At 71.3% G+C, this 14,738-nt stretch carries 12 protein-coding genes; 8 read left to right on the forward strand and 4 right to left on the reverse strand.

Annotation, left to right across the window (positions count from 1 at the left end):
• The first annotated feature begins 29 nt into the window (after window positions 1–29).
• The 5 genes from ABD808_RS32705 (at window position 30) to ABD808_RS32725 (ending at window position 5,228) form a co-directional block, all read left to right on the forward strand.
• Window positions 30–614 carry a sigma-70 family RNA polymerase sigma factor gene (locus ABD808_RS32705; RefSeq protein WP_344905266.1) on the forward strand — a complete coding sequence of 195 codons (585 nt, stop codon included), beginning with the start codon at window positions 30–32 and terminating at the stop codon, window positions 612–614.
• On the forward strand, window positions 611–1,291 hold the full coding sequence (locus ABD808_RS32710; RefSeq protein WP_344905270.1) for an anti-sigma factor family protein: 681 nt from the start codon (window positions 611–613) through the stop codon (window positions 1,289–1,291). Before ABD808_RS32705 ends, ABD808_RS32710 begins: the two co-directional genes overlap by 4 nt.
• A 74-nt stretch (window positions 1,292–1,365) precedes the next feature.
• Complete coding sequence (gene aroA / locus ABD808_RS32715) at window positions 1,366–2,637, forward strand: 3-phosphoshikimate 1-carboxyvinyltransferase (RefSeq protein ID WP_344905275.1); 1,272 nt, start codon at window positions 1,366–1,368, stop codon at window positions 2,635–2,637.
• 58 nt (window positions 2,638–2,695) lie between these two features.
• Window positions 2,696–3,661 (forward strand): ribosome small subunit-dependent GTPase A, encoded by a 966-nt coding sequence (rsgA, locus tag ABD808_RS32720; protein WP_344905278.1) that lies wholly within the window; start codon window positions 2,696–2,698, stop codon window positions 3,659–3,661.
• A gap of 52 nt (window positions 3,662–3,713) precedes the next feature.
• Window positions 3,714–5,228 carry a serine/threonine-protein kinase gene (locus ABD808_RS32725; protein WP_344905282.1) on the forward strand — a complete coding sequence of 505 codons (1,515 nt, stop codon included), beginning with the start codon at window positions 3,714–3,716 and terminating at the stop codon, window positions 5,226–5,228.
• A gap of 5 nt (window positions 5,229–5,233) precedes the next feature.
• Here the strand turns inward: ABD808_RS32725 and ABD808_RS32730 are convergent, their stop codons facing one another.
• Complete coding sequence (locus tag ABD808_RS32730; protein WP_344905287.1) at window positions 5,234–6,085, reverse strand: hypothetical protein; 852 nt, start codon at window positions 6,083–6,085, stop codon at window positions 5,234–5,236.
• A gap of 135 nt (window positions 6,086–6,220) precedes the next feature.
• Between ABD808_RS32730 and hisN the strand changes: the two genes are divergently transcribed.
• The 3 genes from hisN to lhgO all read left to right on the forward strand — a co-directional run bounded on the left by hisN (window position 6,221) and on the right by lhgO (window position 8,660).
• Window positions 6,221–7,024: a histidinol-phosphatase gene (hisN, locus tag ABD808_RS32735; RefSeq protein WP_344905291.1), complete on the forward strand. Its 804-nt coding sequence runs from the start codon at window positions 6,221–6,223 to the stop codon at window positions 7,022–7,024.
• A 234-nt stretch (window positions 7,025–7,258) separates the two neighbouring features.
• Window positions 7,259–7,450: a hypothetical protein gene (locus tag ABD808_RS32740; protein ID WP_344905295.1), complete on the forward strand. Its 192-nt coding sequence runs from the start codon at window positions 7,259–7,261 to the stop codon at window positions 7,448–7,450.
• Window positions 7,451–7,472: 22 nt separating this feature from the next.
• On the forward strand, window positions 7,473–8,660 hold the full coding sequence (gene lhgO, locus ABD808_RS32745) for an L-2-hydroxyglutarate oxidase (protein WP_344905299.1): 1,188 nt from the start codon (window positions 7,473–7,475) through the stop codon (window positions 8,658–8,660).
• Here lhgO and ABD808_RS32750 read toward each other — a convergent pair.
• The 3 genes from ABD808_RS32750 to ABD808_RS32760 form a co-directional block, all read right to left on the reverse strand.
• Complete coding sequence (locus tag ABD808_RS32750) at window positions 8,657–10,000, reverse strand: cytochrome P450 (RefSeq protein WP_344905304.1); 1,344 nt, start codon at window positions 9,998–10,000, stop codon at window positions 8,657–8,659. The two genes, lhgO and ABD808_RS32750, sit on opposite strands and share 4 nt — an antisense overlap.
• A gap of 73 nt (window positions 10,001–10,073) precedes the next feature.
• The gene (locus ABD808_RS32755; protein WP_344905309.1) at window positions 10,074–12,986 is read right to left on the reverse strand and encodes an AMP-binding protein; all 2,913 of its coding nucleotides are present in this window, start codon (window positions 12,984–12,986) and stop codon (window positions 10,074–10,076) included.
• Window positions 12,987–13,042: 56 nt separating this feature from the next.
• Window positions 13,043–14,692 carry an AMP-binding protein gene (locus ABD808_RS32760; protein ID WP_344905313.1) on the reverse strand — a complete coding sequence of 550 codons (1,650 nt, stop codon included), beginning with the start codon at window positions 14,690–14,692 and terminating at the stop codon, window positions 13,043–13,045.
• Window positions 14,693–14,738: the final 46 nt, after the last annotated feature.

The raw sequence follows: 14,738 nt of genomic DNA on the forward strand, positions 1-14,738 counted from the left end.
CCGTACATGAGGACGGAGACGCCCCGGCCATGGCAGTTCCCGGTTCGACCGGTCGGCTGCGGAGCCTGCTCCGCCGCCCCGGCACGCGCGACGAGGACAGTTCCGACGATCCGGCCGACGACATCGCGGCGGAGCTGTACCGCGAGTACCACCGGCCCCTCTTCGGTTTCGTCCTGCGGCTGACCGGCGGTGACCGGTCGTGGGCCGAGGACGTGGTGCAGGAGACGATGATCCGGGCCTGGCGCAGCGCGGACCGGCTGGACGACCGCACGTCCTCGCTGATGCCGTGGCTGGCGACCGTGTCCCGGCGTATCGTGATCGACAATCGGCGGCAGCGCGAGGTCCGGCCGCCGGAGGTCGGCGACGCCCCCCTGGAGAACCTGCCGATGGCGGACGAGATGGACGGCCTGCTGCGCAAGGTCGTCGTGACGGAGGCGCTCCGGTCGCTGTCCCCGGCGCACCGGCAGGCGTTGACGGAGACGGTGCTGCGCGACCGGACGGTGAACCAGGCCGCCGAGCACCTCGGCATCCCGGTGGGGACGGTCAAGTCCCGCGTGTACTACGCGCTGCGCGCGTTGCGCGTGGCCCTGGAGGAGAGAGGGGTGACCTCATGAGCTCCCGGGTCGAGCACACCGATGTCGGCGCCTACGCGCTGGGCCTGCTGGAGGACGACGACCGCCGGGCGTTCGAGGCGCATCTGCACGGATGCGCGGCATGCCAGGCCGAGCTGGGCGACATTTCGGGAACGGCCGGGATCCTCTCCTCCCTCGGCGAGGCGGAGGAGGAGCCGCCACCGGCACCGGTGATCGACATGGTGCGCCGCAGGCGGCGCGCGGACCGCCGGTCCCGGCGCATCGCCTACGCGGTCGGAACCTCCGCGGCGGCCGTCGCGCTGGCGGCGGGCATCGGCGTCGGCACGATCCTGAACGACGACGGCACCGTCCAGAAGACGCCACCGGTGCAGGCGATCACGGGCGAGAAGTTCCAGGCGTCGGACGCGAGCACGGGCGCGTCCGGCACGGTCGGTCTGGTCGACAAGGGCTGGGGCACACAGGTCGGCTTGGAACTGCGCGGCATCAAGGGCCCGCTGCGCTGCCAACTGGAGGCCGTGTCCCGGGACGGAAAGCGCAGCGTCGTCGCGGGGTGGCGCGTTCCCGCCAAGGGGTACGGCGTGCCGGGGCAGCCGAAACCGCTCGTCATGCAGGGCGGGACGGGCCTGACCCGCTCGGAGATCAGCCGTTTCGAGGTGCGGCTCGACGGCGGCAGGACGCTGCTGACGATCCCCCTCTGATCGCGGCACCGGGTCGGTTCCAGGGGGTGTGAGGGACCGTCCCCCACAGAGGCTCGCCCGGATAGCCTTGGATCATGCCGTCTCCGTCCTGGTCCGCCCCCGTCGCGCACGCGCCGGTGGACGCCGTCGTGCCGTTGCCCGGGTCCAAGTCGATGACGAACCGGGCGCTGATCCTGGCCGCGTTGGCGGGCGGACCGTCCCACATCGTGCGGCCGTTGCGCAGCCGCGACACCGACCTGATGGCGGCCGCCCTGCGCGCCCTCGGCGTGGGCGTCACCGACGAGGGCGGCGACTGGCGCGTCCGTCGGAGTGATCTCGCGGGCCCGGCGCAGGTCGACGTGGGCCTCGCCGGGACGGTGATGCGGTTCCTGCCGCCCGTCGCGGCGCTGGCGTCCGGCGAGGTGGCCGTGGACGGCGATCCGCGCGCCAGGGAACGTCCGATGGGCCCGATCATCACGGCGCTGCGGGCGCTCGGCACCACGATCGACGACGGCGGCCGGGGCGCGCTGCCGTTCACCGTCCACGGGACGGGCGCCGTGCCGGGCGGCCCGGTCACGATCGACGCCTCGGGTTCGTCGCAGCTGGTGTCGGGGCTGTTGCTGGCCGCGCCGCGTTTCGAGAAGGGCGTGGAGGTCAGGCACGAGGGCCCGCCCGTGCCGTCGGCGCCGCACCTGGCGATGACGGTCCGGATGCTGCGGGACGCGGGCGCCACCGTCGAGACGGAACCCGACCTGTGGCGGGTCGCGCCGGGCCCCCTGCTTGGCGGCGACAAGGTCATCGAGCCCGACCTGTCGAACTCGGCGCAGTTCCTCGGCGCCGCGCTCGTCACCGGCGGCCGCGTCACGGTGCCCGGGTGGCCGTCCGACACGACGCAGCCCGGCGACGCGCTGCGCGGACTGCTCGCCGCGATGGGCGCGGAGGTGTCGAGCGGCCCGGACGGGCTCACGGTGCGCGGCACCGGCGAGTTCCGGGGCCTTTCCGCCGACCTGCACGAGGTCGGGGAGCTGACCCCGGTGCTGACCGCCCTCGCCGCGCTCGCGGGCTCGCCGTCCCGGCTGACGGGCATCGCGCACCTGCGCGGCCACGAGACCGACCGGCTCGCCGCGCTGGTCACCGAGATCAATGGGCTGGGCGGCGACGTCCGGGAGCTGCCCGACGGGCTGGAGATCAGGCCGGCGAAACTGCGCGGCGGCGTGTTCCACACCTACGACGACCACCGGATGGTGATGGCGGCGGCCGTGCTGGGCCTGGCCGTTCCGGGCGTCGAGGTGGAGAACCCGGGCACCGTGGGCAAGACTCTTCCGGACTTCACCGGGCTGTGGGCGTCGATGCTCGCGCCCGACTGAGAGCAGGGACAGGACACTGGCACGACGAACGCGCGACTACGACGAGGACGACGTCCGGGTGCGCCCCGGGCGGCGCGGGTCGCGGCCGCGCACGCGGCGGCGTCCGGCGCACGATGACGCCTCGTCCGGGTTCGTGACGGCCGTCGACCGGGGCCGGTACCGCTGTCTCGTCGCCCTCGGCACCGGCGACGAACGCGGCGTCACCGCGATGCGGGCCCGTGAGCTGGGCCGCAAGGGCGTCGTCGTGGGCGACCGGGTGGCGCTGGTCGGGGACGTGTCCGGCGCCCCGGACACCCTGGCCCGCATCGTCCGCGTCGAGCCGCGCACGTCGTCGCTGCGCCGCACCGCCGACGACAGCGACCCGTTCGAACGGATCGTCGTCGCGAACGCCGACCAGCTCGTGATCGTCACCGCGCTCGCCGACCCCGAGCCCCGGCCCCGCATGATCGACCGGCAGCTCGTCGCCGCCTACGACGCCGGGATGGACCCGCTGCTGTGCCTCACCAAGGCCGATCTCGCGGGCCCCGACGCCCTGATCGCCGAGTACGCGCCGCTGGGCGTCCCGTACGTCGTGACGAGCCGGGGCGGCGACCTGGACGAGCTGCGCGGCCACCTCGCCGGACGGACGAGCGTGCTGGTCGGCCACTCGGGCGTCGGCAAGTCGACGCTGGTGAACGCGCTCGTCCCGGACGCCGAACGGGCCGTCAGCCACGTCAACGCGGTCACCGGCCGCGGGCGGCACACCTCGTCGTCGGCGATCGCGCTGGAGTTGCCGGACGGCGACGGCTGGATCATCGACACCCCCGGCGTGCGCAGCTTCGGCCTCGCGCACGTCAAGCCCGAGCACGTCATCGAGGCGTTCGACGACCTGGCGGAGGGCGCGGCGGAACGCTGCCCGCCACTCTGCGACCACCTCCAGGACAGTTGCGGGCTCGACGGCTGGGTCGCCGACGGGCACGCCAGCCGCGCCCGCCTCGACTCCCTGCGCCGCCTGCTCGCCGCCCGCGAGGGTGACGCCGAGTAACGCCGAGCGAACGGGGCGACTCGCCCGGCTCGCGTCGGTATCGTCGCCTTCCATGGTCCAATTGATCGCAGCGCGCTACGAGCTGGTGGAGGTGCTCGGGCGCGGCGGGATGGGCGCCGTCTGGCGGGCCCGCGACCGCACGCTCGGCCGCGAGGTGGCGGTCAAGGAGGTGTCGCTGCCGCAGGGCCTGGACGACGCGCAGGTCGAACGGACCTACGCGCGGACGTTCCGGGAGGCGAGGTCGGCGGCGCGGCTCGACCATCCCGGCATCGTGACCGTCCACGACGTCGTCGAGGAGGGCGGCCGCCCCTGGATCGTGATGCAGCTCGTCCGCGCCGAGAGCCTCGACAAGCTCATCGCCCGCGAGGGCCCGCTGCCGCCCGCCCGGGTCGCGGCGATCGGCGCCGACCTGCTGGACGCGCTGCGCGCCGCGCACGCCGCCGGGGTCGTGCACCGCGACGTCAAGCCGGGCAACGTCCTGCTGCCGCCGGGCCGCGCGGTCCTCACCGACTTCGGCATCGCGACCGTCGCCGGTGACGAGACCCTCACCCAGGCGGGCGCCATCGTCGGGTCGCCCGCCTACCTGGCGCCCGAGCAGGCCCGCCACCAGAAGGCCACCCCGGCGTCGGACCTGTGGTCCCTCGGCGCGACGCTGTACGCCGCCGTGGAGGGCCGTCCCCCGTACCGGCGGCCCGACGTGTGGGGCGTGATGGCCGCCGTCCTGTCCGATGACCCGGACCCGCTGCGGCTCGCCGGGCCCCTCACCCCCGTCCTGCACGGCCTGCTCCACAAGGATCCCGAGAGGCGGATGTCCCCCGACGACGCCGGACGGCTGCTCCGCCAGGTCGCCATGGACGCCTCCGTCGCGGCGCCGCACAATCTGACGCTCCCGCCACCGGTGGCGCCGCCGACCGTCCCTTCGGCCTTCCCCCCTCCGCCGCCGCCCGCCACGTCCCGGCGCGTGCCCTGGCAGTTGATCGTCCCGGGCGGCGTGTTCACCGTGGCGCTGGTCGCCGCCGTTGTCGCGGTCGTGATGTTCATCAACTCCGGCGACGACGATGGCGAAGGCGCGGGCACGACGACGTCCCCACCGGTGTCGGCCTCGCAGTCACAGGACGGGAACGTCCCACCCGGGTACCGCCAGTACCAGGGGTCGGCCTTCGTCGCGGCGATCCCGAAGGACTGGAAGGACGAACGCGACGGAGACGACGTCACGTTCCGGAGCCCGACGGACGGGGGCCTGGCGATCCAGCGCATCGCGTCCACCACCTTCGCCGACCCGGGGAACGGCCTCGCCGACGCGCTCAGCAAGATGAAGGACGACACCGACCAGTACCCCGGGTTCACGCAGGTGCGGTTCGACCGGAACGTCCCCTACCAGGGAGACCTGGCCGCCGAGGCGGAGTTCACCTTCGCCAAGGACGGCGTCGCCCGCCGGGTCCGCATCCGCGTGTTCAAGTTCGACAGTGCCATCTACCAGGTGCTTCTCGGCACGAGCCAGGACCACTGGGACGCGTCCGTCCCCGTCTACACCACGTTCCTCGCAACGCTGCGCGGCACCGGGTGAACGCGCTAGCCGTTGGACGGCTCGTCGAACAGGCTCCGCGCCCGGCTCTCGGCGTCGTTCAGCGCCTTGATGTGGTCGGGCGCGAGTTCTTCCACGCAGCGGGTCATCTCCTCGGTGACCCGGCTGAACGCGCTCTCCTCCGCGCCGCGCAACGCGGCCCGCACCCCGGCGGACCGGGCCCCGAGCGCGGCCCACTCCAGTTCGAGCCGCGCGACGGCCTCGTCGAACGCGCGGGCGGTCTCGGCGCCCGCGTCCTTCAGCTCGTCCGGGATCGGTCCACGTCCGGCCTTGCGGGCCTGGCCCGACAGCGTCGAGATCCGGCCGGCGAGCGCGAGCCCCTCCCGGGCCAGCGGCAGCACGTCGTGGATCAGGTCGGTGACGGCCTTCGCCAGCTCCTCCACACGGGTCAGCAGCGTCTGCGTCGCGTCCTCCAGCGCCGTGGAGCTGCGTTCGGCGACCCGCTCGGCGACGTCGCGTTGCCGCTGCGACAGAACGGGGACGATGTCACGGTCCAGCCGGAGCCGCAGCTCGCGCTCGCGCACCCCGCGCTCGGTCGGCTCGGCGCGCCCGGCCCAGTCGGCCACGACGCGGTCGATGCGCTCCTCCCCGGACGCGGCGATCTCCGCGGTGATCTCGTCGAGGGCCTCGCCGACGCGCGCCTTCAAGCGTTCCACCCGCCCGTACAGCGCCTCGCGTTTGAACGGGTCGTTGAGCTCGTTCAGTTGCGACTGGAGCCGCCGGGACACGTCGATGGCGTGCTCGGCCAGCGGGACGAGGCGGTCGGCGAGCTCGTCGAGCGTCTCGGCCCGGCGCGGGTCGGTCAGCTCGGCCACCCACGCGGGAAGGTCGTGCGCCATGCGCCCCATGCTGCCATCACCCAGGCCGCGAATCGGGCTGGAACGCCACGGCGCGCCCGACACGGACGACCGAAAAGCCGGAACGGCCGGGTAAGTGTGTCTGGACCGGCGGCGCTCAGGGTAGCGTTGCACGCCGTGGCGGGCTATTCCGATGACCTTCGTCTCGCGCATGTGCTGGCGGACGGGGCCGACGACATCACGACAAGGCGTTTCCGCGCCCTCGATCTCGACATCGAGACCAAGCCGGACCTGACGCCGGTCAGCGACGCGGACCGCAGCGTCGAGGAGCAGATCCGCGGCACGCTGAAGCGGGCCCGCCCGCGCGACGCGGTGTTCGGCGAGGAGTTCGGCCGGACGGGCTTCGGGAACCGCTGCTGGATCATCGACCCGATCGACGGGACGAAGAACTTCGTCCGGGGCGTCCCGGTGTGGGCGACGCTGATCGCACTGATGGAGAACGACCAGATCGTCGTCGGCGTCGTGTCGGCGCCCGCGCTGAACCGCCGCTGGTGGGGGGCGCGCGGCGGCGGAGCCTGGACGGGCCGCAGCCTGACCCGCGCCAGCCGGATGACCGTGTCGTCGGTGTCGGAGCTGACGGACGCCTCCCTGTCGTTCTCCAGCCTCAGCGGCTGGGAGGAGCAGGGTCGCCTCGACCGTTTTCTGGACCTGACCCGCGAGGTGTGGCGGACGCGCGCGTTCGGCGACTTCTGGTCCCACATGATGGTGGCCGAGGGCGCCGTCGACATCTCCGCCGAGCCCGTGGTGTCGCTGTGGGACCTCGCCGCGCTCCAGGTCATCGTGGAGGAGGCGGGCGGCACGTTCACCGACCTGTCCGGCGAGCCGGGCGCGGACGGCGGCAGCGTCGTCTGCACGAACGGCAAGCTGCACGCCGAGGTCCTGCGCACCCTGGGCGGAGGCCAACTCTCCCTGCGCATCTGAACTACTTGCGCATCTGAACTACTTGCGCATCTGAACTACTTGCGCATCTGAACTACTTGCGCATCTGAACTACCTGCGCATCTGACGACCCGCGCATTTGGCGACCTGCGCGTTCGACGACCCGCGTATCCGGGCTCCCGGTGGTGGCCATCGGGTTGACTCGCGACATATCGTGGAACAGCGGTCGCCGAACGGCCGTTGTACGGTTGGGCGGCCCGCTATCGGAGGTACCAGATGTCGACCCAGACAAAGTTCGTGATCGGCGGCGTCGTCGTCGGCCTTCTGACACTGTTCATCTTCCCCTGGTGGCTGACCACCCTGATCATCCTCGGGGTGCTCGGAACGCCGGTCGTCGGCTACCTGATGCTCGACCCGTCCCAGCGCAAGCGGGTGCGCAACCAGGGCCGCAAGCGGCTGGGGAGCTGACCCCGCCCGCTAGGGTGCGGGGGTGGCGGACGTACAGGTCGGCGTGGTCGGCGCGGGCATTCTCGGGCTCGCGATCGCCCGCCGCCTGACGGAGACACGCCCGGATGCGAAAGTCACAGTCCTGGACAAAGAGGACCGAATCGCGGCGCACCAGACGGGTCGCAACAGCGGCGTCGCCCACGCGGGCCTCTACTACGCGCCGGGTTCGTTGAAGGCGACCCTGTGCCGCCGTGGCATCGTCAGGCTCAAGGAATATTGCACTGACCGGAATCTCCCGTACGAGGAGTGCGGCAAGATCGTCGTGGCCCGTGACGCCACGGAAGTGGCCGCCCTGGACGAGATCGAGCGCCGCGCGACCGCGAACGGCGTCCCGGGGCTGCGGCGGCTGACGGCGGCCGGGCTGCGTAAGCTCGAACCGCACGCGGCCGGGGTCGCCGCGCTGCACTCCCCCACCACCGCGATCACCGATTTCGCGGCGGTGGCCCGCGCGTTCGCCGAGGACGTGACGGCGGCGGGCGGCGAGATCAGGCTCGGCTTCGAGGTGGTCCGCCTGGGCCGGGCGGGCGACCGGGTCACGGTCACGTCCCCGCACGACCGGCTGACGTTCGACCGCCTGGTGGTGTGCGCGGGCCTCCAGTCCGACCGGGTGGCGCGGCTGGCGGGCGACGCGGCGGCACCGGCGATCATCCCGTTCCGGGGTGAGTACCACCGCCTGGTCCCGTCCCGGACGGACCTGGTCCGCGGCCTGATCTATCCCGTCCCCGACCCGCGCTACCCGTTCCTCGGCGTGCACTTCACGCGGCGAGTAGGGGGAGGCGTGGACATCGGCCCGAACGCCGTCCTGGCCCTGGCCAGGGAGGGTTACCGGTGGCGCGACATCCGCCCGGCGGACGTGTGGGAGACCGTCCGCTGGCCCGGTTTCCGCCGCCTCGCCCGCGAACACTGGCGGACGGGCGCACGCGAACTGTACGGCTCGGCGATGAAGCGGGCGTTCATCGCGGAGGCACGCCGCTTCGTCCCAGAACTGACGGCATCGGACGTCGCGCCCGCACCCGCCGGTGTCCGCGCGCAGGCCGTGGACGCGGACGGCTCCCTGGTGGACGACTTCCGCATCGGCCGGGTCGGCCCCGTCATCACGGTTCGGAACGCTCCGTCCCCCGCCGCGACGTCCAGCCTGGCCATCGCGGAACACGTGACCGCCACGTTCTAGGCGACGACCAGGTGGACGGGCAGACCGTCCTTCGGCGACGGCAGGGACGTGGTGTCCAGGGGCATGACGTACCCGTCGGGGACGCTCCACCGGTAGCGCCGCAGCAGCCGATACATGATCGACTTCACCTGCATCCCGGCGAAGTACATGCCGACGCACCGGTGCGCTCCCCCACCGAACGGCGACCACGCGAACCGGTGGACCTTGTCCTCGCGGCGCTCCGGAGCGAACCGCCCGGGGTCGAACGTGTCCGGATCAGGCCACCAGTCGGCCATGCGATGGTTGCTGAGCATCGGCACCACCACGGTCGTGCCCGCCGGGATGTGGAAGCCGAGGATGGACGTGTCCCTGACGACCCTGCGCGGCAGCGCGGGCACCGGCGCGACCAGCCGCATGGACTCCTTCATCACCATGTCCATGCCGGTGAGGGCGTCGAGGTCCGCGTAGGCGAGGTCGTCCGTCCCGAGCGCCAGCGCCTCGTCGCGGAGCCGTTCCTGCCATTCGGGAAACCGGGCGAGGTGGTACGCCATCGACGTGAGCGTGATGGTGGTCGTGTCGTGCGCCGCCATCAACGCGAAGATCATGTGGTTGACGATGTCGGCGTCGGTGAACCGCCGCCCGTCGTCGGACTCGGCGGCGCACAACGCGGCGAACAGGTCGTCCCCGCCGTCCCGCCGCTTGGCGGGCAACTGCCGCTGGAAGAACTCCTCCAGCACTCTCCGGGCCCGCAGCCCCCGATGCCAACGCAGCCCAGGGACGGGAAAGCGCACGTAAGCCGTCCCGGCTCGCACAGCGGCAATGAACGCCCCATTGACGCGCGCACGTTCGGCGTCGTCCAACTCAACGCCCATGAACACGTCCACGGCCAGATCGAGAGTGAGCCGTTTGAAATGGTCGTACATCGTGAAGCCCGGCCCGACCTGCCACGCCCCAACACCCTTGACGACGCCGGGCGCCATAGCGTCCATATAGGCGCGCAGCCGAGGACGAGTGAACGCCTGCCGCATGATGCGCCGGTGATGCAGATGTTCCTCGAAATCCAGAAGCATGAGCCCTCGGTTGAAGAAGGGCCCGACAAAGTAGCTCCACGCGGGCCCGCTGGCGAACGCCTTGTCCCGATCGACGAGCACGGCCTCGGCGGCCTCGGGCCCGTGCACGGTGACCGTCCGCTGTCCGAGCAGCCACCCCCACGCGACCGGCCCGTACTCGGCATACCGCTTCCGAGCCATCCCGACCGGATCCCGCATCACAGCGAAAGTGCTGCCAATAAAGGGAATCCCACCCACACCAGGAACCCCCTTCAACCCACTCCCAGCCGGAGGTGCGGCAAGAACCCCCATCACACCCTGCCCTTCTGGGGGACGCCCCCCAGACCCCCGGAGAAGGGCCCTGAAGATCCTCGCTCCGCTGCGGTCATCGGACCCCCTTGAGAAGGCGCCGCCGAGCCGCACCTGTCAACAACCGATACGCGCCCGCCTTGTCGCGGTAGAACGCCCTCCCATCAGGGACGGGAACGCCCTCCTCACGCAAGGGCGCCGTCCGTGGCCGCCGCCCAGCCGTGAAGGGCACCTCATCCACCACCCGAACAACAGCGGGCCGCAGCCCAACCTCCAACCGTCCCAACACCTTCGGCAGATCCGCGGCCCCGCCCACATCACGCAGGCTGACAGCAGCGGCGACCAGCTCCGACTCCCCAGCCGGAATCCCATAGACGGCGACGGAATCGACGCCCGGAAGGTCGCTGAGCGCGTCCCGGATCGGCCCAGGCGGCACAACCCCACCAGCCGTACGAATCAATTCGCTCTCCGCCCCAACGAGCCAGAAGTCGCCGTCCGCGTCCCGGCGGAAAAGGTCGCCGGTCACGATCCAAGCGTCCTCGGGCGCGAACACGCCCCGCAGGCCGACACCCGCCCCAGGGGACCGCACCCGCGCGAGGAGCATGCCGACCTCACCGGCCCCACACTCGACCGCGAACCCGTCGGCCCCGAGTTCCAGCCGTCCAGCCTCCAGGTCGTACCGGACGAGCCGCACCCGCGCGCTACCGGGCAGCGGTCGTCCCAACGACCCGAGCTTCTTGCCGCTCAGGTTGACCAGCACCGCCTCGCCTTCCGTCGAGGCGTAGAACTCCAGCACCCGGGCCGGGGCGAACCGCTCCTCGACACGCCGCCACAGCCCGCGCGACATCCCGGAGCCGATGAACAGCCGGACGGCGTGATGCCGCTCCGCCGGGTCCGGCGCCGCGTCGACCAGGTCGCGCAGCAGCGACCACGTGTAGGACGCGACGGTCACCCCGTACCGGCGCGCCTCGTCCCAGAAAACCTTCGGGTCGATCCCGTCGTCTCCGTCGCCAGGAGCGGCGAGCGCCAGCCGGGCCCCACCCGCGACGGCGCCGCCGAGGCTCATCAGCAGCGCGGACGGGTGCTGGAGCGGCGTGACGCTGTACACGGTGTCGGACGGCGACAGCCCCGCGGACGACGCCGTCCCGAACGCCGACAGCGCCCACCGCCGGTTCGTGATCCGGCTGGCACGCACCCGTTCGCCCTCACCGCGAAACACCACGAACGCGAGATCACCGGCCCGCCCAGGATTCGCCCGATACCAGCCGGGAACTTCCACCGTCTCCGGGTCGATGTCCTCCATATCCACCAACGACCCGCGCGGGCCTTTCCCAGGCCCCCCGAGGAGATAAGCCTCAACGCCACCCAACCGCTCAGCAACGTCAACATGCTCGGGATCAACGATCACCCGCCGAACCCCGCTCACGCGAACCTCGGCCGCCGGGTCACCATCAGGACGCAGCAACACGGCAACGGCGCCAAGCCGACTCAACGCCGCCACGAGCGCGAGCGCCGTGGGCCGCGTCCCCATCAACACACCGACCGCGTCCCCCTGACGCACGCCAATGGAAATCAGCCCGCGCACAATGGCGTCGATACGACGAGCAGCCGCCTCATACGTATAGGGCCGTCCCTTGTACAGAAAGAAGACCTCACCGGGCATCCGCCGGGCCTGCTCGTCCAGAAGCAGCCCCAAGGACATTCGGGTGTCCGGCTGGATGCGCTCCAACCGCGCCAGCCGTGGCAGGTTCCGGGCGGCGGCGCCGGTGAACTGCCGACCCCCGTCCACCAGCCGCGAGGCCATTCGCACAGCACCCTCACCGGCGCCCACGGCAAGCTGAAGCCCGTACGCCACACGCCCCCCGACCGCCCCCGCCGACGCGACGTCCCGATCCCCGTCCACCCGCACCACGATCTCCGGCAGCTCCCCCTCGCCCTCAAGCCACCGAACCCACCCACCCACGGCGGGCCAGGTCCGCGCGACAGCGAGCCCACCGACAACAAGCCCGAAATGCCCAGCCTGCAAGGACGCCTCGTACACGTCCGCACGCGGTGCCGCCCGCCGAATCCCCCGCACAGTAGGCGGCGGCGCGATCTCGTCCGTCTCCCCCACGAACGTCAACACAGGGCAGCTGATGTCAGCCAGCGTGACGAGCCGATCGCCAATCACAAACCCACCGGTCAGCATCCGGTTGTGCTGAACGAACTGCCGCACGAACTCCGCCAACGCCGGACCGGGCCACGAAACCCACCCCTCCCGCTCCAGAAACCGCCGCTGCCGCTCCCTGGACGCGAGCCGCTCCCGATCATGCATCTGCAACACAAAATCAACTCGCGACCGCACCGACTTCACAGGACTCAAGGCCTGGAACCCGAACCGAGTCACCCACCCCGGCACCGCGAACCCGCCCAGCACCCAGTCGGGCACCCCACCGGCGAGCCAGCCCGGCACCCCGAACGGAAGGGCCGCACCGATATCGGTAGGGCTCCCGAACGTCACGACCGAAGCGATGCCCTCACCCCGCCGGTACGCCGCCGCCTGGTAGACGAACATGCCGCCCTGCGAGTACCCGGCGAGGTGGACGGCCCGTCCGGTAGCGGCGCGGATCCGGTCGACAGCGTCACAGACCGCCAGCACATGGTCGGTGACGGTCCGCTCCAGCCCGCCCGGCTCCCGCTCCGGCGCCCCGAAGTCGACGACCCACGGGTCGACGCCGAGGTCCCGCAGCACCCGCACCGCGCTGACCCGCGACGAGATGTCGTACACCTCCGCCGTGATCATCAACGGCGGCACGAGCAGCACAACGGGCCCGCCCCCACTCGTGAAGTAGTGCCGCAGCCGATAAACGGGCTGCTCGGTCACCACCTCGAACGGCGAGGCGTCCTCCCCGGTGTCGAACCCGCCGAACCGGGCGACCTCCATTGCGTTCTGGGCGGTGGCGCCCAGGCGGCCCCCCAGTCGGAGCAGCGCGTTGACAAAACCCGGCATCGTCGACCTTTCACAACGTCAACGCCATCGTGTCCCGCCGCGACCGACTTAAGCAATCAGGAGAGGACTCGCGCCCCGTCCAGTTGCCCAGCCCGCAGCCGCTCCCACATGTAGCGACGACGAGGCTTGCCGCTGGACGTCCGCTGGATCAGCCCGGCCCCCACGACCACAGTGAGCTCCACATCGCCCCCCAGCCTCCGCCGCAGCATCTCCCGCACATCACCGACCCACGCCTCGTCCCGGGTCTCGGCGAAGAGAGCAAGCCCCTTCTTACCGGCCCCGGGCACGCCCACCACCACGATCCGCCCCTTCCCGAGCCCACTGGCCTCGGCGATCTTCGCCTCCAGATCCTCGACGTAGACGGACCGCCCACGCACCTTGATGCTGTCGCCCATCCGCCCGAGCACGAACCACTGCCCCGAGTAGAAGAACCCGGCGTCCCCCGTATAGACAAGCCCGTCAGCGAACCGAGTCGACCGCCCCTCAGCCCCCGCGTAGTACCCAGGACAGACAGAAGGACCCCCCACAACAATCTCCCCGAGCAGCCCTTCCCCCAGCTCCCGCCCGTCATCGTCCACAACCACCACCGGAACACGAGCCTCGGGCATCCCACACCCGACAACCCACCCCGCCTTGGCACCAAGCGACGACGCGCCCAGCGTGTGCTCCTCCAGCACCCGAACAGGCTCACCAAACGCCAACGACTCGGGATCGGGACGCACAGTGAGCGGATCGCGCCGCTCCCAGTCCATCGTGACAAGCAGAGTCGTCTCCGCCATCCCATACGCGGCCTTGAACGCCGTCCGCGAGAACCCGAACGGCTCCACAAGCCGCGCGAACGACTCCAACGCGTGCGGGTCGATCGGCTCGGCACCAACGATCGCCGTCCGCCACCCCGACAGGTCGACGCCCTCCAACTGCTCCGGCTTGACCCGCCGAGCCGCGAAGGCATACGCGAACGGCGGCGCGGCCGTATGCGAGGCCTCTCCAAAACACCGAATCCACCGAGCGGGATCCCGGATGAAGTGATCGGGCCGCATCAGTCTCAACGACACCTGCAACGAGATCGGCGTAAGGAAACACCCGATCAACCCCATGTCGTGATACAGCGGCAGCCACGACGCGGCGGAGTCGTCACCCACGAACCCAGCGGCCCGCGAGATCATCTCGCAGTTGGCCTCCAGGTTCTCCCAGGTGACCATCACCCCACGAGGCGCCCCACTGGACCCCGACGTGAACTGGAGAAGCGCCAACTCCCCAGTACTCCCCAGCTCAGCGATCTCAGCCCCCTGCCGAGGCAGCCAAGGCTCCCCGCTGAGCCCCGCCTGATCCATGGCCCGCCCGGCGTACTCGGCGAGACTCTTGGACGCGACAACGAGCACCGGCGCCGCCTGCCGCAGAATCGCCGCGACATGCGCCACATACTCGTCCCCGTCCTGGAACAGGGGCGGCGTGATCAGACAAACAGTCGCCCCAGCAGCCCACACCGCGAAATAAGTCTCAATACAGGTGAAGTCCGTAGGCAGCACGACACAAACAACGTCCCCGGGCTGCACGCCCTCCTCGATCAAGGCCCCCGCAGTACGCCGCGCGGCCGCGGCCAGCTCCCCATACTCGCGGAACTCCCAGCCTCCGTCGTCATCAGCCAGGTAGATGCCGCGTCCAGCAGCAGGCGTGGTCATCCAGTCGCGCAGCGCAGATGCCATCGTGTCCCTCTCACCGTGCCCGCGGCCAACCCACGTGACTCGCCGG

This window comes from Actinomadura meridiana (assembly GCF_039537545.1).
Taxonomy (GTDB): Bacteria; Actinomycetota; Actinomycetes; order Streptosporangiales; family Streptosporangiaceae; genus Spirillospora; species Spirillospora meridiana.